Origin of the sequence: Neobacillus sp. 114 (genome assembly GCF_030127045.1) — a bacterium.
Lineage (GTDB): Bacteria > Bacillota > Bacilli > Bacillales > Cytobacillaceae > Neobacillus > Neobacillus rhizophilus.
The window spans coordinates 639,162-658,647 of sequence record NZ_CP126144.1 but is presented as its reverse complement, the minus strand read 5'-3'; the positions used below and the strand labels follow the sequence as shown (position 1 = coordinate 658,647).

Below are 19,486 nucleotides of genomic sequence, written 5' to 3'. Positions count from 1 at the left end.
TCTTGAACTCACGGGCAGAATAGACCATTTATTTTTTTAAACAAACATTTGATTAAAAGTAAAAAGCTAAAAATATTGTCGTTTACACAAACGTTTGATTAGGTCTGTTATAAACTACGTGCATCCGGGAATTGGCTGAATTTTGGGGTAAAAAAATTGTTGAATAAACATGGATCCTACCTCTCTCAAAACCATCTAGCTTTCTAACACAAACTACTTTCGCCAATCTTCAGTAAATTTCCCCTTCTAGCAATCTAAATAAACGTTTGGTTAAATACTCTGAAATGCTTGTCATAAAAGCACAAAGCCTTATAAGCTTCTAAAATATTTGTCAATTAAATAAACGTTTGATTAAATATTGAAAAATCATTGTTACTAAACGGATTTTACGCAATAAGCATACAAAATAATGGCAGACGATGACGACAAAAAAACAAATAGCCAAATTTAAAATGATGCACGAGAACCGTCCCCATGCTTCACCCATGCCTCACGTATGTATAAAATGAGGCTGGTTATATTAACATTATCTATTTTTAATAACTGGGGGGATATATATGAATTTACAATCTGGAATTTATTATTGGCCCACTACTTTTCCTGATGCTCCCTCGTACCCAGCGTTGGAAGAAGACCTATCTTGTGATGTATTAATCATTGGGGGTGGAAGCTCGGGGGCACAATGTGCCTATTATCTTGCTGATGCTAATTTAGAGGTGGCTGTCATTGAAAAAACAACCATTGGCAGCGGCAGTACTAGTACGAATACCGCCCTCCTTCAATACTCCGGCGAAAAAATGTTTACAGATCTGATCAACACTTTTGGAACTGATTACATAAAAAGGCATTTACAACTACTAAAGGATGCCATTAATGAAATGGAAGCAGCCTCCAAGAAAGTCACAATTGATTGTGAATTCAACAGAAGAGATACCCTATACTCTGCTAGCTGTCCAGAGGACGTTGAAAAACTAAGAAAGGAATACGAATTTTTAAAGCAGCAAAACTGTGACCTTACCTTTCTAACAAAGGAAGAGATTGAAGCAAACTATCCGTTTAGCAGGGATGCCGCTATTTACTCATACAATGATGCAGAAATCAATCCTTTCCGATTCACCCATGCACTATTGGAGTACGCCGCAAGAAAAGGAATCCGTATATATGAAAATACGGAAATGAACGGTCACCACTATGATGAAGAACGAGGAAAGATGATTGTTTCGACAAAGAATGGGCGTTCGATTCAAGCACGCTATATTATTTTTGCAGCAGGTTATGAAGGAATGGAAATCAAAAAAGAGAAAAAAGCCTCTTTTGTCAGTACATATACGGTCACAACCAATCCAGTCGACAATTTCTCCGAATGGTATAACAGGACACTCATTTGGGAAACTGCTCGTCCCTATTTATTTATGAGGACCACTAGAGATAACCGGATTATCATCGGAGGACTTGATGATAATACTCCATACCCTGAAGATCGCGATAGTAAACTGATTCACAAAAAGGATAAACTGATTGAAGAGTTTAATAAAATGTTTCCTACTATTAAGGTCCAGCCAGAATATTATTTAGCTGCATTTTATGGCGGCATAGCGGATGGCATTCCGATTATTGGCCAATATGAAGAATATCCTAATAGTTATTTTCTATTTGCCTTTGGTGATAATGGGACGGTTTACAGCCAATTGCTGTCGAAGATTATTGTAAAGGAGATTGTTGAGGGTAATTGTCCAGATTTGGCTCTATACTTGCAGGATCGCCCTTTGCTAAATAAGTGATGAAAAATGGGGTTGGTTTTCCCCATTTTTCTTGTTTTATTAGAACCCTACTCTCATGGTATCTGGATCCGATCCAGAGCGGCTGTTTTGGTTGAGTCCATCAATTTTTTCCATGTCTTCTGCGGTCAGTTCAAAGTCAAATACGTCGGCGTTTTCAATGATGCGATGCTCTTTGATGGATTTTGGAATTGTTACGATGCCATGTTGCAGATCCCAACGCAGAATTACTTGTGCAACGGATTTATTATATTTAGCCGCAATATCTTCGAGAACTGGTTCATTTAACCGTTCTCCTTTTTTTAATGGCGACCATGCTTCTAGTTGAATTCCTTCTTTTTTACAATAAGCAAGAAGCTCTTTTTGAGTTAAATGGGGATGGAATTCAACCTGGTTGACCATTGGTTTCACTTCAGCGTCTCGAATCAAATCTTCTAAATGATGAACATGGAAGTTACTGACGCCAATAGCACGGACACGACCGTCTTTGTATAGCTTTTCGAAAGCCTTCCACGTTTCTTTATATTTATCAACACCTGGCCAGTGAATTAAATAAAGATCCAAATAGTCGAGTACAAGCTTGTTAAGACTTGTTTCAAACGCTTCTAATGTGGATTCATATCCCTGCTCGGTATTCCAAAGCTTTGTTGTAATAAACAAATCCTCACGGGGAACACCTGATTCACGAATCGCCTGCCCCACACCTTCTTCATTTAAATAGATCGCAGCCGTGTCGATGCTGATGTATCCGTTCCGAATAGCCGCCTTTACAGACTGAATGACCTCGTCCCCTTCACTTACTTTAAAAACTCCTAAGCCAAACCACGGCATTTCCACGCCATTAGATAAAGTAACCGTATCTTTTAAGCTTGTTGGCATTATGTATCCTCCTATCAAAAAAGATTTCACTAAGAATATTCCTCTCCATAAAAAGAAAATACCACAGTCCTAATGACTATGGTAGTCCCCAATATATCTATTGAATAAAGGGGCATTCAGGATTATTCCCTTTTTCATTTGATGTATTAGGAAGGTTGTCAATTTATGTTTTCCGCTTTTTAGGAAATATTATTCCATAACGTATTAATGTAAAATAGGAGGTTGTTCTAATGGATGATAAAACAAATATTCCGTTAACTGCCGCGGAAATGTCTGGTTTATGGACTCAATACATGGGTGATACGATAGTTGTTTGTATGAACAGCTATTTCTTAGAAAAAGTAGAGGATGAAGAAATACGTCCTATTATTGAATGGACACTTGATACAGCAAAAGAGAATATATCCATCATGCAGGAACTGTTTCAAAAAGAGAATTTTCCGATACCCATTGGATTTACAGAACAAGATGTTAATACAAAAGCTCCAAGACTTTTTACAGATACTTTTTTCTTAAAGCATTTAAGTCAACTGGCTGTATTTGCAATGACATCCAGCTGTGGAGGACTAACAGTTGCGACACGTCCAGATGTTGTTGCTTTTCATAAGCGTATCTTAAATAAAGGGGTTGAATTGCAGGATAGAACACGTGATTTAATGCTAAAACAAGGGATTTATGTAAAACCGCCTTCTATACCTATTCCTGAAAGGATCGATTTTGTAGAAAAACAACATTATTTAACTGGTTTTTTTGGAAAAAAGAGATCAATTAATTCACTAGAAATCACACACTTATACTTAAACACTTTAATAAATATTATCGGTAAAGAATTAGTAACCGGCTTTGCCCAGACCGCTCAAAACGAAGATGTAAAACAGTATTTCTTAAGAGGAAAAGAGCTTGCCCAAAAATATATAGATATATTTAGCAATTTTTTAACCAAGGAGGATCTGCCAGCCCCTGTAAGTTCAGGTTCGGCTGTTTTAAATACAACAGCAAGTATCTTTTCAGATAAACTAATGATGTTTCATGTTACAGCCATGGTTGCAGCAGGAATCGGCTATTATGGAACTGCATTAGCAGCAAGTCCAAGGAGAGATTTAGGTCTTAAATATATTTCTTTGATTCCAGAAGTCGCACTGTATGTGGAAGATGGTGCCAATATTATGATTAAACAAGGCTGGATGGAGGAACCTCCACAAGCAGTCGACCGTGATAAATTAATACAACAATAATATTCTACAATATGGGATGCTCTTTTCTTGGGGGAGAATCAGGATTATACGGATTTACAACGTTAATACAAAAAACTTTGTATCAATAGATAGCTTGGCGTTGTAAATCCGCATTTTCGGGTCCATCTTATCCTTATGGTACGGTTTAATGCAACACATCAATTTTTTAAAAGATTAGGTGCTTAATTGATAACTTTCGTAAAGACAAGATACCGATATGGAGTTTCCGTGCCTACATCAAACGGATAACAGGTTTCCAGCACAAGAGATGGCGTTACCGTATTATAAATAGGGTCTCCTGTTTTGACCACTTTTGTTTCGTATACTTCAAAGGTTTTCGTTCCTGATAGGGTATCCACTTGAACAGTATCCTTTAACGCAAGCTCGCCAATGTGGTGGAAAAAAGTCGTATTATGAGCGGCAATCACACTTGTGCCATTTTCTCCTGCTGCTACACTTGTCGTCAGATGTCCGGCGCCCTTTTTTAAAGCCTTTTGATCGGTTCCTTCTACTATTGGTACCTCCAAGGAAATCTTTGGAATGACCAGTTTTCCAATTAAATCATCATCTTTTTGATTTTTTCGGTTAATTGGCTTGGGTGGCAGCTGATAATCTGTTGCTAAATCAGAAGTAAGGGCTTGTTCCTGTTTATTATAATCCTTTAACAGTTTCGTTTTGCTGGCATGAGATTGAATAAAATAAAGGGGGATGGAGATCAGTAGGCATAAACCAATAGCAGCCAACAAACTCCCTAACCAAAATTTTTTTGACTTCATCCTTTCAACCTCCTTTTGTTCAAATTGTATTTAGAATAAGGTCTTTCCCGAAAAAGTTCCAGAAAAGACCTCAGCGGTAATGCTCAAACGACCTTATCTTGTTGATTTTGACTTACGTAAAGACGAACGAACCAATGCAAATCCAGCTCCAAGCAGCGCAGCTGCTCCTAACAGGGCATTCACAAACGGAGTTCCTGTAACCGGAGAAGTTCCGCCTTTTACGACTTGATTAGTTGTTTGCGGTGCACCAGAGTTGGTTGTTTTCGGTGCATCAGGATTATTTGATGGCGGCTGAGTTGTTGTCGGTGCCGGTTCTTGAACTGGGGTTACATTCGGTATAGCAAGATAGCCGACTCCGCCTTTTTTATTGATCCCTATTGCATCATCAACGGCTTTTAACAAATCCGCCTTATTGACAGCCGTTCCCTGCCATTTGTCGAGCTCATCACCTGGATGCTGGTAGTTGCTTAGCACATAAGAGAACCCATTAAAATCATCAATGACACGTAATCCGGTTGCTTCGGCCCCTGCTGGTACTGATAACACGCGGGAAAGTTCTTTTGTGTCTACGTTATAAGCCCAAACATAGTTGTTTGTATGCTCAGTACCATCTTCGCCAATAAATAAAGTTCTCATTTTTTCGGAAAAGCTTAGGTTATCCGGTTTATTTACTTTGTCCGGATTTGATTTATTTCCGTAAGCATCAGGTGCAGCCAGATCCTCTCCGACAACAAGACCTTTCATATTCGTGGCAGCATATGCACTGTTGATTGAATTTCCTTCACTATCTTGTAATCCGCCTGATAAGTTAAGCTCATAGGTTACACCAGCATTAATTTTCTGGACATGAATATCATCTACAGGATCAGAACTGCTTGCTAACATTGCACCGCTGACACCTGACATCGCCATGTAGACTTTCTTATCTTTTGCATTCACAGCAATGCCTTCCATTTTATTGAATTCTGAAGTTGCACCCTTTATTGCGGCATAACGGCGTGATTCTAGGAAGGCCGCAGCTTTTTCCATTCCTGGCTTGACTTTCAGATATTCAATTTTTCCGCTTGGATATGTTTTAATGGCAGAAAAGCCGTTATCTTTTGCAGAAGCAGCATCAGTTGTTTTTTCAAAAATATCATCAAATGTTGTTCCATTGTCAATGATGGCCTTTACTTCATCATCCGTAGCATGTCCGAGTTTAATCCATTGTAAATTGGCTGATCCGCCATTTACATCACTCGTCTGGTTCCATTTTGCAGCATATAAGGTTCCAGCAGAAAGGTCTTTTTCTTTATCTGCAACGTACATAAAAGTAGCTGTATAACCGCCGTCATCACCAAAATAAGCAGTCCTGTTATCAGGCATGACCTCCATGACTTCATGAGAGAAACGGCCTGCACTGTAGTGTTTCACTACACTGGCATCGCCGTTTGCCGTAACAGTTATTTCTGGAATCCAGCCATAATAGTATGGATTGGCTTTTGCCTCATCGCCAAAATAAAACTTGGCAAATGCTTTTACATTGGTAGGATCTGTCGCCGGATTTTCTAAAAAATTCCGTGCATCCGGTTCATATTCCTCCGAACCCAGATGTGTTCCCCAAGGAGAAGTCGAGCCATTACATGGGATCCATAAACCATTGACGTTTGCAAAGTCAATTTTCTTCGCATTATTTACGGTTAATTCACCGGTTTTTTTGTCTTGGTTTAACGCTGTTAATGTCATTGATGCCGGGAGTTTACCGTATGCGGAACCGCCGGAATTATCTTCTGTATCATATTCAAAATGGGAAATCATATAAAGGTTTCCGCCGACATTTATTAGGCTATTGGAGTCGGGTGCATCGGAAATATAATAAGATGGTTGGCTGGGAACACTGTTATCGACAATTGGATTGCCATTTACATCAATGGGAGTTCCCGCTGGAATTTTAATCCCTTTATTTGTGACAATGTTCTCGTCTGTCATATACAACTGTTTATATGTAAGCGGGAAATTTTTCTTGTCGCCATTACTATATGTAACATCCAGAGAAGCGTTGGTATATGTTTTTACCATTTCTTCAATTGTAGCTGGCGCCTTCATCGAGTTGAATTTATAAGATTGAATCGTGATATCCCCTGCCGCTAAGGCTGCAGGTGCTACTGCCGGTATCATTAAGCTTAAAGCTAATACCACTGTTACCCTCTTTTTCATTTTTAATTTCCTCCCCTTTTGGACTTTTGAACTAGTACTTTCTTCTCAATTAAAACACTCGTTTTTTAATCCATGGTGAAAGAACGGTTACTTTTCTATGATTTTTTTGTAAATTATGTAAATAAAACATGGCATTCTGATTTAGTGCCAGGAACGCTCCGAATTTAATCGAAGATGAAACACAGGGACGGTTCTCATGCTTCAGAAGCAGAAGAACCGTCCCTGTGTCTCTCTTAAATAGTACCAGCTGCTAAAATCCCATTTAAAAAAACGGGCCTTTTAACCCCTATTTTATCTGGAAAACGTAGTCAGGGTCAGTCCTAGGAACTGACCCTTATTATTAATAAGGCTATTACCATTTATTTCATTAATTTTTTATAATGCTGTTCAGTTTTATAACTAAAGAAAAGGAATAAAATGATGATTACTGGGAAAAGAGCCCATGTTGCTGCCCTAAATAGGGCAAATGGTGTTTCAAACAGAAATGCTCCCCAAAAATCCGCCCCTGCCATATTCCATAACCCCGGTGTATAATAGAGTCTCTTTGGACTTAACAGACCAGCCGCATCAATGGCACCCGTTGTGATCAATGCTGCAAAAATAGGCAAATAACACATAGATAATGCCATATACATTTGTGACAGCCTTTTGTATCTGCCAGCCTTGGAATCTGCATCAGAAAAAATGTCTTCATCCGCATCTGCTCTGACTTTTTTAAAATATAGAGTCCCGGAACTTTTTGTCCCGGCAATATACTTCCATCCGCAGTCCTCAAAAAGTGTACAATAATCGATAAAATCTGCTTTATTTTTAAATGTGCGATAGTCAATTTTAATATCTGTCTTTTCTGGCTTGGCTGGACGGAAATGATACCCCATTGACTTTCCTACAAATTCAAATCCTTCCTCAGCCATTTGATTCAGCCAGTTTGCTTCCTTTTCAAAGTTTAGGAAAAACTTAAATTTTCTCATGATCTCACCTCATTGTTACTTAATAAACGCTTCTTCCGTAACCTGTATCATATGCTTCATTCTTTCTAAATCAAGATGCAGCATTTCTTTTCCTTTATCCGTAATTAAATAAACTTTTCTCCGGCTATCCTCACTAGGAACCGGCTGTATAAATTTAAGCTTTAACAAATTTTCTATCGCTCCATACAATGTCCCGGCCGCCATCCTCACCTGCCCTCCGCTAAGTTCTTCCACCTTTTGGAGAATCAAATATCCGTGTGCCGGCTCTAATAATGATAAAAGTATATAATACACTGTTTCTGTAAGCGGAATATGTCGATCTCGTTTCATGGTTTCACCTGTCTTACTATAGGATAATATACAGTCTGACTATATAGTTACATTATATACAGTTAAACTGTATAATGTCAAAAAAATAAAAAGCGATTTTAGCCTTTTTTTAGAATAAAGTTAAAGGCTAGATTCGCTTCTACCGTGTCCAGTAATAATAAATGTCGGACTTCTTAAAGTCAATATTCCCTTTATAATCTCTAACGACCTTTTTGTTCATTGTCGCAATGAGTATGGCAAACGTCGTTCCAAGAATTGCCGCGGCAATCGTGCCTATTAACCACCCTAATGCCATATTTCATCCACTCCTTCTTATCTCTTTATAACTTATACAGCCGAACAGACAAAAAGGTTCATTTTAGGAATGGGTTTTATTGGGATATATAAGCTCAAGATGTTAAAATAAATACATGAAACCTTAAAAAATATTATAGTCGGGGGTGGCAAAACATGTCCAATTCATGGGAACGGCCAAAATTAAATATCAAAAAGACAAAGAACGAATGGATTTGGGATATCATTGGCTACTCATTTTACTTTGGATCAATTATCTTTTTGATTGCTGTTTGGAACAGGCTTCCTGAAAAAGTGCCAGGACATTTTAATGCCTCCGGAGAAGTGGATCGGTGGGGGTCAAAATGGGAACTTTTGATTTTACCTGGCATAGGGGCTTTCATTATTCTTTTCTTGCAAACTTTAGAAAAATTCCCCCAATTTATAATTACCCACAAAGATTTAATGAATCTAATGCAAAACAGTTTTATATGAACAGCCGAAAATTGATGAATCAATTAAAAAATATCTGCATAATCATCTTTGCCCTTATCTTATTTGAATCCATCTCGATTGCTTTAGACTGGGGGAATGGTTTTGGCAAATGGTTTCTACCGATTGCAGTTATTTGTATAATCATTCCAATTGCGACAGGAATAATGAGGCAAAAAAGGATAAAATAAAACAACCTTTCTTGCATTTTCATCAATATAAATCACAGCCCCATTCTACACTAGAAAGCGGTACTTCGCTTTACGCTTTCCATTATTGGTGGACTGACCCCGTTTTTTCCTTTACTTTTTTCCTTTTTGGCCAAACAAAGTTTGATATGGCAATGAGTAAATCAATCCCCAGCACCAATGACCATAATCTTAGAACACTGAAAAGGGCTTCTGTTCTACCGGGGTCGTTAATAAGAAGAATGACTCCTGCTAACATAGCAGCTCCAATCAGATAAGCCACTAAATGCTTACCCCATCCTCTTAAATAATGCCAGGCGTACACTAACCCATAACGCTTTAAGGGCTTTTCGCCTTCTTTTAAGAGATAATAACGAAACCTTTGATCAGCCCATTCAATCATCCCTTTTCCAAAGGCAAGAGAAACTCCTATATACACAGCGGCAATGGCATGTGCGATTGTTGCTGTCGCACCCCGAAATATATCAATACTAGCGGTAATCAATAAAACTAAGTCAATAACAGGGCTCAACGCAAAGAAAAAAAGCCCCAGCTTCTTTTTATTTAGAATATATCGCGAAACTAGCCCTAACAATATGACAATCCAAAACCCTATTTCACAGGCTATAATCATCCAAGCAATTAAATTCAAAAAGACACCCCGTTCCAATACAACTGTATTATTTAATACCCATATTAACATCTGATTTTAAATAATACAACTGTATTATTAAATTGCACACGCCCATTTTTATTGATAAAATAAGGTATGCCAAAAATTATTGACCATGATCATCAAAAAAAGTTAATTGCGGAGGCAACGTGGCGGGTGATTCTACGTGAAGGAATGGAAGGAGCGACGGTAAGAAAAATTGCCAAAGAAGCCGGGCTGTCTTTAGGGGCATTGCGGCACTATTTTTCAACACAAAATGAATTGCTCGTTTATGCCATGAATCTCGTTAAAGAGAGGGTAATTGCTCGTATTAGTAAAATTGCAGCAAGTGATTTACAGCCAAAAGAGAAGGTATTAAAGGTCATTTTAGAAATAATCCCCATTAATGAAGAAACGATGGCTGAAATGGAAGTATGGTTTACCTTTATTTTTTATAGCAGGAAAAAGGGGGATGTATTTGGTACAGACACCGATGGAATTTTCCTGGCAATTGATAATATATTCACTTTTTTAGAAAAGCATCAATTGCTGCGGAAAAATCTACATATCGATATTGAAAAGGAAAAACTATATGCCATTATAGATGGATTAGCCATCCATGCCATGTTAGAACCTTCCCGAGTGAATTATGAACTAGTCTCCAGTGTCATTTCACATCATTTAAATTTAATTTGTATCGACTAAGAATAAAGTTCAACTTTCATTAACGGGTTCCGATACCTGTAACTTTTTATAAAAATGCGTTTAAAAATGTCCTTATATCTGTTATACATTTTGTTATGTAAGAATATTACAAAGTTCCACCATTTTATGGCCAAGGCACTGTTATAAAACTGAATGTTGATTTCACTGTGTTTGAAAAATAACCGGAAAAATTCCGTTTAAATTGGGAAATACCCATATTTCCTTAAAAATAAGCGGAGTTTTTCCGCTTATATGATCCAAATCTTTGAATTTTGGCTTATTCAGAGCTGTTAACCGGAATTTCTCCGCTTATCTCTGCTACTTAAGCTTCCTTTATATACATTAGCCGGAAATTCTCCGCCTATGAATTCTCATACCTATACGAAAATCATCATTGAATAATTACAGAGCCAAGGCCAAAGAAAAACGTGGTTTTGTAAATAAAAAACACAGCATTTTGTAGTCCAATTTGCGAGGTAACAGAAATCTCTGTAACCTTACATTTTGATATACAAATTGGACTACAGGTTCACGCTTATTTTTATAATTATTCGCGTTATATCAATAAAAAATGACCATCAAATTCACATACAAATTGATGGTCATTTTAATACACATTTTGGATTTTTGTGACAGGTAACAGAACCCGTTCTACTTTCATGTAGCTTTTTTCAGACAAGATTTTACGAGAGAAATCCCAATCAATTTTTGAGATTCCTCTCATTTTATTGTTCCGTCCTATACAAAATTCTCTGTTGTCTTATTGCGGCTGAATTTATAGACCGTAATTAAGAAAAACGCCGCCGCAAAGGCAAAGAGAATCAGCAAGTTCAAGGATAACTCACTGAACGCATGCCCTTCCTGCAGCTTCGTTAACGTATCAAGTGTCCAGCGCTGCGGCAGGAAGTTCGCTATTTTCTGCAAGGTTGTTGGCATGACTTCCACAGGCCAGAAGCACCCGGAAAGCATCACGGTTGGGGTAATAATTAAATTCTGCAGGGCATTTGCTGCACTGCGGCTTTTTGAAAAGGAAATCAACACAAGCGATAGCCCAACCGCAATCATTGAGAACAGAAGCATAACGACCGCCGCTTCCCAATAAGACATGTTCAGACCAATATGAAAGACGCTTTTCATGATGGTTAGCGTAACGGCAACCTGAACCGTCATCACCAGCATGTTGACCAACACATTTGCCAATAAATATTTTCTTGCGTTAATCGGAGTCGATAACAGTCGAAAATAGGTGCGTTTTTCTTTTTCCAGCAGAATGATCTCTGACAAATTACTTGCAGAAATCAGCATGATCATAATCAGGAAACCAATCGTTTGAGTCGTCATATTTTTATTCCTCGATGTATCCGCTAAAGAATGTGTTGAGAGTTGAAAGGACGATTGCTGGTAATCCTGGTACATCTGCTGAAAAGTCTGTTGATTTCCATCGGCTGCACGGCTGATCGTCGAGATATTATCGATGTATTGATATAAATAGGACTTCACGAAGCCTGTCACTTGCGCGCCTTTGATGGAAGTGAGCTGAATATGGTCAGGCCGCCCCGCCAATACACTGTCTGAATACCCCTTTTCAAAGGTAATCACACTGTCGAGCTTACCGGAAACTATTTCTTCTTGAACCTGCCCTGCCTCTAGCTCGGTAATCTTCACATTCTCTAATCCTCCTAAAAACTGAATCGTATCCGCAGTAATCTCAGCTTTGTCTTGATTGACAACGCCGACATGCAAGATCATTTTTTGATCACCGCCATAGGCCATCAGCGCAATAAAAATTCCGATTAACGGCATAAACAAATACAGCAAGATGTTTTTCTTTTTTCGAAATGTCACACGTAACGTGTTTTGCACGATCCAGAGGATATCCCTCATTATACCCCCTCCCTTCTTTGCAGTGAGATGATTGCCACTAGTAACAATAAAAACGAGCCGATCAGATTGATGCTGATTGCCGGAATGACGGCAGCAAAGTCATTTGCATAGATGATTTTCGTTATCGCTTCATTCATCCAGGTAAGCGGTGAAAGCTCGGTTATCAGTTTAAAAATTCCTTCCGGATTGTCTATTTTAAAATAAGCCCCGCCAAAAAAGGACGATAGCTGCACAATGATCATAATGATGACTTGAGGTGCCGCACTAGATTTCGTTAGGAAGCTGATGCCAATTCCCAAACTAATTGCAAACACCACTTCTGTCAGCAGCACAAGAAATACCAGCCCCAGATGGTCACCCCAGTTTGCCTTGAATAATAGTTTGCTAAACAGGATGACGAGAATGACACACAAGCCGTTGCTAACGAGACTCCCCAACACTTTACCGATAAAAATTTCACTTTTCCTTACCGGTGCAGCAATCAGGCGATCTGCCGTCCTTCTCACGCGTTCACTGACAATCAGCGAGCTGGCCGGCAGCGCCCCGTACAGCACAATCATCGTCGTGATCACAATCGCATAATAATCCATCGATCCCGGCTGCTTATTCGGATTTAGCGAGGTTTCTTTAATAAAATCTCTCTGCTCCCCCGCCGTAAAGGCTGCATTTAGCTTATCAGGTGCTGTCTTCATGACTTCAGAAGCAATATTATACTTGTCGACATACCCGGAGACCATGCCTTGCAGGATACTCCCTTTTATACTATTATCATCATTGACATAGAGCTGGACCCCATTTTCGGTCACTTCTACATACCCATCAAAGGTACTTCGCTTCACTTCTTTTTTTCCATCTACTTGATCGGTGACTTTCTTAAAATGCATCCCCGACTTTTCCGCTGCCTTGATAAATTGCTGAAAGCTCCCTTCTTGTGTTGTATCTTTATATAACACATGGAGATCATCCACAGGAAGACTGGTCGTAAACGTGTTCGACAGGGCTGTTCCAAGGACGAGCATTAAAAGAATCGGGAAAGCTAACAAGAAAATCAAGGTTTTAATGTCCCGGAACTCTGTTTTAATGCCTTTCCAGGCAATATTGAGTATGTTCAATGTGAATCCCCCCTATTGGTCCCTTAGGTTTCTTCCGGTTAAGGTTAAAAACACAGTCTCTAAATTTGGGGCCTTTTCTTGGAGGCCGCGGATTTCAATCCCATTGTTAATCAAATGCTCAATGATTTTGTTTAAATTATTAACGCCCGTATCCGAGTTGATTTTAATAAAATATTCCTCTATCGAAACAGCTTCGACGCCAGGAATTTCTTTGATAGCCTGAATGTTCAAGTTTTCAGAGGATTTAACCTCAATCCATAAATCCTTCGTATTAGTAATGAGTGATTTCAGCTGCTCCTTCGTTCCCTCGGCAATGATTTTTCCGTGATCAATGATGGCAATCCGCGAACAAATCTCTTCGACTTCCTCCATATAGTGACTTGTGTAAATGATGGTGCAGCCCATTTCGTTTAGCTTCTTAACCGAATTCAGAATATAGTTGCGGGACTGTGGATCGATGCCTACTGTCGGTTCATCCATAATGATCAGCTTCGGCCGGTGGGCAATGGCACAGGCGATGTTTAAGCGCCGCTTCATCCCCCCTGAAAAACTATTGGGATAGCTCTTGTGTTTATCTTGTAGGCCGACAAACTCCAGTGCTTCCACAACAAGGTCATGCAGTTCGGCGCCGCGCAGACCGTATAGGCCGGCAAAGAATCTAACGTTTTCATAGGCCGTCATGTCCTCATAGATGGCCAAATCCTGGGGAACCATGCCAAGGTTCATTTTTGCAAAACGGCTGTGTTTGGCTGAATTTTTTCCAAGAATACTAATGATGCCGTCATTACAGCGCAGCAGCCCGGCAATCATATTAATCGTGGTGCTTTTCCCCGCGCCGTTGGCCCCGAGAAAGCCAAAGATTTCTCCCTCGGCAACAGCTAGACTCATATTATCAACCGCAATGAAATCTGCGAACTTCTTCGTTACATTCTTTATCTCCAACACGTTCATCTCTTCACCCCTAGATCGTTTCTATAGTTCAAGTATAAAAAAAAGAATGAACCTGCATAAGTGCAATCGTTCATTCTTTTCACATGAGAATTTTCATATTGTGAGCGTTAGATTTTCATATCGGCAGGAGGGTGGTGACGGAAAAGCCATGAGTGCTGTCGACAATCATCGTTCCGTCCACTGCGGCGGTGCGCTCCTCCATCCCAATGATGCCAAGCCCTTTTTTAATCGTGTCTGTTCCCACGCCATTATCCCTCACTTCGACTCTGACCAGTTTATTTAACACCTTCAAATCGACCGAAACAAGCGTTGCCTGGGAATATTTCATTGCATTTGTGAGCGCCTCCGTGATATTTTCATGGATAATTTTCCACTGGATCGGAGAAATGACATCTAAATTCCCTTCATACGTCAGCACGGTTTTAATTGGCTGTTTGGCATTGACATCATCAATCATCAGCTTCAGGCGATGAATGCCGACCTGCTCTGTTGGAGGCTTCATATTTTTCAAGGTCAAGCGGATGTTTTCGATGCCCTCCTTTGAAATCTGGATGGCATTTTGCAGCAGCTCGGCTGCTTTCCCTGGATCGGTTTCCAGCAGCCGTTTCGCCGCTTCCATTTGAAAAAGGACCCCTGTCATCGAATGACCGATTTTATCGTGAATCTCCTGTGAAATTCGATTTCGTTCCTCTAATTTAAAGGTATATTCCGACTGACGAATGTACTCGGTATTTTCATTTACACGCTTGGTTAATTTCCCCATCGCTTTTCGCATCGAATCCATCTGCGCCTCATCCTTCACCTGCATGTAATGGAAGCTTGTAGTGACGGAATAAAGCATAAAGCAAAAGATGGCTACTAACCCGTAAATCGGCTGGAACGGTTCTTGTAAATAAAAGATCGGGAGGATGGCGAGAAGCAGACGTATGAATTTTTGTTCAATAAAGCCTGCGGCCAACTCCACAATGGATAGTGGTAAAAGAATGCTAAAGATCGGATGCACCATTGAATAGGCTGCCACGGTCATACAGATGGATCCGATGAGAAGCAGCCTTTTGATGGTAGTATGTTTAAAAATATACAGGGTAATATTGATACAAAAATAAAGCAGAAAGGTAAGAACCGCCAAGTCGATCGAACTACCCTCTGCCCGTACAAAGCAGAAGGCTATATAAAGCAGGAGGACGAGCTTCGTCCCAATCATCCACAGCTCCATCCTATTCCACTTTCCCCTTCAGATAGTAAATCGCAATCTGGGTCCGGTGCTCAAGCCCGGTCTTATTTAATATTGATGTTATATAATTGGCCACCGTCCCTTCGGAAATAAACAATTGCTTGGATATCGCTTTATTGGAATACCCTTTAGCAATCAGGGACATGATCTCTCGTTCTCTTTCGGTGAACAGGCTGAGGTCCATTGGCGTCTCGGGAGCTTTTTTTTCCGCGAGGTTGGACTTTATTTTTTCTAAAATAACCTCCTGAATAATACTGTTTCCGTTATACACACTCTTGATCGCATCACGAATTTGTTCGGGGTCATTGTTCTTCAATAAATAGCCTTTGGCGCCATTTTTGATAGCATCAAGAATGTATTCATCATCATCAAAGGTGGTCAAGATAATCGGCTTTGTGCTGGTTTGCTCCGTAATCAGCTTGGACGCCTCCACCCCATTCATATTGGGCATGCGGACATCCAGAAGGGCTATATCGACCTTATTCTTTAAGCAAAAGTCTACGGCCTCTTTTCCATCACTCACCGTTTCAAGCACCTCAAACTCTGCGTATGTATGAAGGATAATTTTCAAGCCTTCGCGAATAAAGGAGTTATCATCCACAATGATCACAGAGATTTTCATAATCTTTCCACCCCTTCCAACTTTCCCTTGTAGTAATTATAGCAAGAAATTGGCAATAAATGGCGTGGCGATTAAAGATTACTTCTATAACGATATAAAAAGTGTTATACTGGTTATTAACCAGTGGTTAATTAAAGGAGTTTGAACATGTCCCCTCGCAAAACGGCTTCCCAGGAGCTGACAAGAGAATTAATTATACAGAAAGCACGGACCCAGTTTGTCGAAAAAGGCTTTCAACAGGTTTCTATGCGCAATATAGCTAAGGAACTGGGCTGCAGTCATGGTGCAATTTATTACCATTTTAAAAATAAAGCAGAACTTTTTTATGCGGTTGTCGAAGATGATTTTTCTATATTGAACAACCTTATAGAAGACTCTATTCAAGGGCCCGAAGATGACTCAACAAAGCTTTCTAACTTACTTCTTCGCTTTATTGAATTCGGATTAAACCATCAAAGTCAGTATGAAATTATGTTTATGGTAAGAAATACGGAGGTAGATAGTCTCTCCCAGGAAGCTGCCAACCTCTGTTATCAAAAATTTGCCCAAACGGTCCAATCCTTGTCTACAAAACAACTGAAGATTATTGACGTTTGGTCGGCATTTATCGCGCTGCATGGCTTTGTTTCACATTATCGTGGATATGTTGATCGTTTTGACGAAGCGGAATTGGCAGCTAAATCGCATGTACAATTCATCATAAAAGGATTGCTCTAAATCATTTTACCGTTTGGAGCTTCCCTCTATTTTTTTAGAAATATTTGACCAGTGGTCAATTGATGAGGAGGATGTTCGTAATGAAGAAAGCATTAGTCCTAGGTGCAACAGGTGGAATGGGTTATGCATTAGTTCGTGAGTTGGGTAACAGAGGTGTAGAAGTGGTTGCATTTTCTAGGGGAAAAGAAAAGTTACATGCTCTTTATCAGCATGAGCCGAGGGTAACCATTTTTCCAGGGGATGCCTTAGTGGAAAAGGACGTCATCGAGGCAGCTGATGGTGTCGATGTCATCTTTCATGCAGTGAGCTTTCCTTATCCAGAATGGGAGGAGAAGCATCCTTTATGCATCGAGATAATCGTCCGGGCTGCAGAAATACACCATGCAAAAATTGCCCTAGTGGATAATATTTATGCATATGGACGGCAATCCAAAATAGAAGTAAATGAAGATACCAAGAAAGAGCCGCATACAAAAAAAGGGAACATCCGGCTTGCAATGGAAAATCGATTGAAAGGAAGCGGTATCCCTTCTTTAATTGTTCATTTGCCGGATGTATACGGCCCCAATGCGGAAAATACGATTCTTCATGAAACGCTCAAAAACGTGGTTCAGCATAAAACTGCGAATTTCGTTGGTGATCTCAAAGTGGCTCGTGAGTATATTTTTACATTGGACGCTGCAAAGGCGATGGTAGAATTAGCTTCACGAGAGGATACGTACAATCAAAATTGGAATATCCCATCCGCCCATCCGATAACAGGCGAAGAAATTATAGAGATTTTACGAAAGGAAGCAGGATATAAAAAGCCAATCAGAACCGTGTCAAAAACGATGATTCGCTTCATCGGAATCTTTCATCCTTTCATGAGAGAGCTGGTGGAGATGATGTACTTGACTGAGGACCCCGTAATCTTGAGCGGGAAGAAATACGAAGCAAAAATAGGACCTGTACCGCGGACGCCCTATCAGGAAGGAATAAAAAAAACATTACATTGGATGCAACAGAAGATGTAGGATTTAAGATCAAAACGTAAACAGTGCTCTTAAAAGGAGTGAAAGGATTAGTTTAACGCCCATCTTGAGATTGATGGGCGTTTTTTGTGTGGTTTTGGCTAAAAATAGTACCTTTTTTTATGAGATGGGGACTTAGTTTTAAAGAAACTTCTTTAAAAACATCTGTCCAGCTATCTACATTTCCCACCGATATACCCGTACGTAAAATAACAAGATTATTTTCCGGAGACATATATAGGTACTGTCCATACTTTCCCATTGCAAAGAAGTCTAAGCTGCCATTATTATTTGGTGTACTATACCACATGTATTTATACCCTATATTACTATTTTCTAAGAATGAACCTTTATATTCATCATTATTTAAAGGGAAGTCGCTTAGCGTAGATTGTTTTACCCATATTTCATTTAGTATTTGCTGCCCATTCCACGTTCCGCTATGAAGTAACATGCTGCCTATCTTTACAAAATCAATAGCTTTGAAATTAATACCGCTCTCCATCTTTTCAAAACCTGTTTTTTTACTGTCTAGACTCCATGAAGCATCATTTTCAGCTCCGATTTTATTCCATAACTTTTCTTCAAAATATTCCGATACATGTTTACCTGTACTACGCTCCAATATGATCCCCAGTAATAAAGGATGATAGTTGTTATAATGGAATTTACCTTGGTATTTTGTCGTCAGATTATTATGGGTCAACGCTAAATTACGTAAATCAGGCATATAATAGGTTTTAGCATCGTCGCTAAACCAAATTTTCCCTTCCTCGTAGCTAATGTTGGAACGCATCATAAGTAAATCTTCAATTGTAATACTCTCCATATTTGTTCCTTTGAACTCACTTATATAATCAGCAATGGACTGTTTTACGCTTTTAATATAACCATCTTCAATCGCCATTCCAATTAACAACGAATCAATTGACTTAGCCATTGAGAAGGATGTATTAACCATGTCCTTGTCATATCCGTTGTAGTATTCTTCCATCACCACCTCATCATCGTGGACAATGATAAAAGACGTGGTATTTGTTTCCTGAAGAAAGAGGCCCAATGGTTTTGATTTTCCCTTTCCTCTATACATATAATCTATTGACATGGCTTTTAGAGATTCATCCAGGTTGTATTTGTAATTATAGGGCTGAGAGCTTTTTTGAATCATCCGCTCGGGGAAAACTTTGTAATCCATTACATCCGAATTTCCATTTACAATCGTCCTAAAAACATATGGTGGAGAAAATATTAATGAGGAAACTAATACAAGAAGGACTGAACCTATCAAGGGAATTGTAATGACAATAAGTAATAGCTTAGTAGTTTTCTTCTTCATTTTACCTCCTTCATTTCTAAAAATAATGTGAATGAAAATTATTATCTAATCCATTTTATTTTAAATGAAGGAAAAAATGTTATCCCTCCCCTAAAATGAAAAAAAGTACTGCCGTACTCATTCACATAGTACAATCATTCTA

The 19,486-nt window shown here is 39.2% G+C and carries 18 protein-coding genes and 1 pseudogene; 6 read left to right on the top strand and 13 right to left on the bottom strand.

Features of this window, described 5'->3' with window-relative positions; translation table 11 throughout:
• Window positions 1-557 precede the first annotated feature (557 nt).
• Entirely contained in the window at window positions 558-1,781 is a 1,224-nt protein-coding gene (locus QNN06_RS03160) for an NAD(P)/FAD-dependent oxidoreductase (protein ID WP_284036959.1), read from the top strand.
• A 39-nt stretch (window positions 1,782-1,820) separates the two neighbouring features.
• On the opposite strand, the gene QNN06_RS03155 is transcribed toward QNN06_RS03160, so the two are convergent.
• Window positions 1,821-2,657, bottom strand: a complete 837-nt coding sequence (locus QNN06_RS03155; protein WP_284036958.1) for an aldo/keto reductase — start codon at window positions 2,655-2,657, stop codon at window positions 1,821-1,823.
• A gap of 230 nt (window positions 2,658-2,887) precedes the next feature.
• On the opposite strand from QNN06_RS03155, the gene QNN06_RS03150 reads away from it, so the two are divergent.
• Window positions 2,888-3,892, top strand: coding sequence for a DUF3231 family protein (locus QNN06_RS03150; protein ID WP_284036957.1), 1,005 nt, complete (start codon window positions 2,888-2,890; stop codon window positions 3,890-3,892).
• A gap of 182 nt (window positions 3,893-4,074) precedes the next feature.
• Here QNN06_RS03150 and QNN06_RS03145 read toward each other — a convergent pair whose 3' ends face one another.
• The 5 genes from QNN06_RS03145 to QNN06_RS03125 all read right to left on the bottom strand — a co-directional run bounded on the left by QNN06_RS03145 (window position 4,075) and on the right by QNN06_RS03125 (window position 8,460).
• Window positions 4,075-4,668: a class D sortase gene (locus tag QNN06_RS03145; RefSeq protein ID WP_217033179.1), complete on the bottom strand. Its 594-nt coding sequence runs from the start codon at window positions 4,666-4,668 to the stop codon at window positions 4,075-4,077.
• A 93-nt stretch (window positions 4,669-4,761) separates the two neighbouring features.
• Window positions 4,762-6,864, bottom strand: a complete 2,103-nt coding sequence (locus QNN06_RS03140; protein ID WP_284036956.1) for a PhoX family protein — start codon at window positions 6,862-6,864, stop codon at window positions 4,762-4,764.
• A gap of 359 nt (window positions 6,865-7,223) precedes the next feature.
• A complete protein-coding gene (locus QNN06_RS03135) occupies window positions 7,224-7,835 on the bottom strand; it encodes a DUF2812 domain-containing protein (protein ID WP_284036955.1) in 612 nt (203 codons plus the stop codon).
• Window positions 7,836-7,850: 15 nt separating this feature from the next.
• A complete protein-coding gene (locus QNN06_RS03130; protein WP_284036954.1) occupies window positions 7,851-8,165 on the bottom strand; it encodes a PadR family transcriptional regulator in 315 nt (104 codons plus the stop codon).
• 139 nt (window positions 8,166-8,304) lie between these two features.
• A complete protein-coding gene (locus QNN06_RS03125) occupies window positions 8,305-8,460 on the bottom strand; it encodes a hypothetical protein (RefSeq protein ID WP_284036953.1) in 156 nt (51 codons plus the stop codon).
• Between the two features lie 155 nt (window positions 8,461-8,615).
• Between QNN06_RS03125 and QNN06_RS03120 the strand changes: the two are divergent.
• Window positions 8,616-9,121: pseudogene (locus QNN06_RS03120) on the top strand (DUF1648 domain-containing protein).
• A gap of 82 nt (window positions 9,122-9,203) precedes the next feature.
• On the opposite strand, the gene QNN06_RS03115 reads toward QNN06_RS03120, so the two are convergent.
• Window positions 9,204-9,770, bottom strand: coding sequence for a hypothetical protein (locus tag QNN06_RS03115; RefSeq protein ID WP_284036952.1), 567 nt, complete (start codon window positions 9,768-9,770; stop codon window positions 9,204-9,206).
• 117 nt (window positions 9,771-9,887) lie between these two features.
• Here QNN06_RS03115 and QNN06_RS03110 point away from each other — a divergent pair, with 117 nt between their 5' ends.
• Window positions 9,888-10,475: a TetR/AcrR family transcriptional regulator gene (locus QNN06_RS03110; protein ID WP_284036951.1), complete on the top strand. Its 588-nt coding sequence runs from the start codon at window positions 9,888-9,890 to the stop codon at window positions 10,473-10,475.
• A 738-nt stretch (window positions 10,476-11,213) separates the two neighbouring features.
• Here QNN06_RS03110 and QNN06_RS03105 read toward each other — a convergent pair.
• From QNN06_RS03105 to QNN06_RS03085, 5 genes are all read right to left on the bottom strand, one after another.
• Window positions 11,214-12,359: an ABC transporter permease gene (locus QNN06_RS03105; protein ID WP_284036950.1), complete on the bottom strand. Its 1,146-nt coding sequence runs from the start codon at window positions 12,357-12,359 to the stop codon at window positions 11,214-11,216.
• A complete protein-coding gene (locus QNN06_RS03100; RefSeq protein WP_284036949.1) occupies window positions 12,359-13,471 on the bottom strand; it encodes an ABC transporter permease in 1,113 nt (370 codons plus the stop codon). Before QNN06_RS03100 ends, QNN06_RS03105 begins: the two co-directional genes overlap by 1 nt.
• Window positions 13,472-13,483: 12 nt before the next feature.
• Window positions 13,484-14,422 (bottom strand): ABC transporter ATP-binding protein, encoded by a 939-nt coding sequence (locus QNN06_RS03095; protein WP_284036948.1) that lies wholly within the window; start codon window positions 14,420-14,422, stop codon window positions 13,484-13,486.
• A gap of 115 nt (window positions 14,423-14,537) precedes the next feature.
• Window positions 14,538-15,638, bottom strand: a complete 1,101-nt coding sequence (locus QNN06_RS03090) for a sensor histidine kinase (protein ID WP_284036947.1) — start codon at window positions 15,636-15,638, stop codon at window positions 14,538-14,540.
• Between the two features lies 1 nt (window position 15,639).
• Window positions 15,640-16,278 carry a response regulator gene (locus QNN06_RS03085; RefSeq protein ID WP_284036946.1) on the bottom strand — a complete coding sequence of 213 codons (639 nt, stop codon included), beginning with the start codon at window positions 16,276-16,278 and terminating at the stop codon, window positions 15,640-15,642.
• A 147-nt stretch (window positions 16,279-16,425) separates the two neighbouring features.
• On the opposite strand from QNN06_RS03085, the gene QNN06_RS03080 reads away from it, so the two are divergent.
• Both QNN06_RS03080 and QNN06_RS03075 read left to right on the top strand, forming a co-directional pair.
• Window positions 16,426-16,995 (top strand): TetR/AcrR family transcriptional regulator, encoded by a 570-nt coding sequence (locus tag QNN06_RS03080; RefSeq protein WP_213118842.1) that lies wholly within the window; start codon window positions 16,426-16,428, stop codon window positions 16,993-16,995.
• A gap of 80 nt (window positions 16,996-17,075) precedes the next feature.
• Window positions 17,076-18,011, top strand: a complete 936-nt coding sequence (locus QNN06_RS03075; RefSeq protein ID WP_284036945.1) for an SDR family NAD(P)-dependent oxidoreductase — start codon at window positions 17,076-17,078, stop codon at window positions 18,009-18,011.
• Between the two features lie 52 nt (window positions 18,012-18,063).
• Here QNN06_RS03075 and QNN06_RS03070 read toward each other — a convergent pair whose 3' ends face one another.
• Window positions 18,064-19,344, bottom strand: coding sequence for a serine hydrolase domain-containing protein (locus QNN06_RS03070; RefSeq protein WP_284036944.1), 1,281 nt, complete (start codon window positions 19,342-19,344; stop codon window positions 18,064-18,066).
• Between the last annotated feature and the right edge of the window lie 142 nt (window positions 19,345-19,486).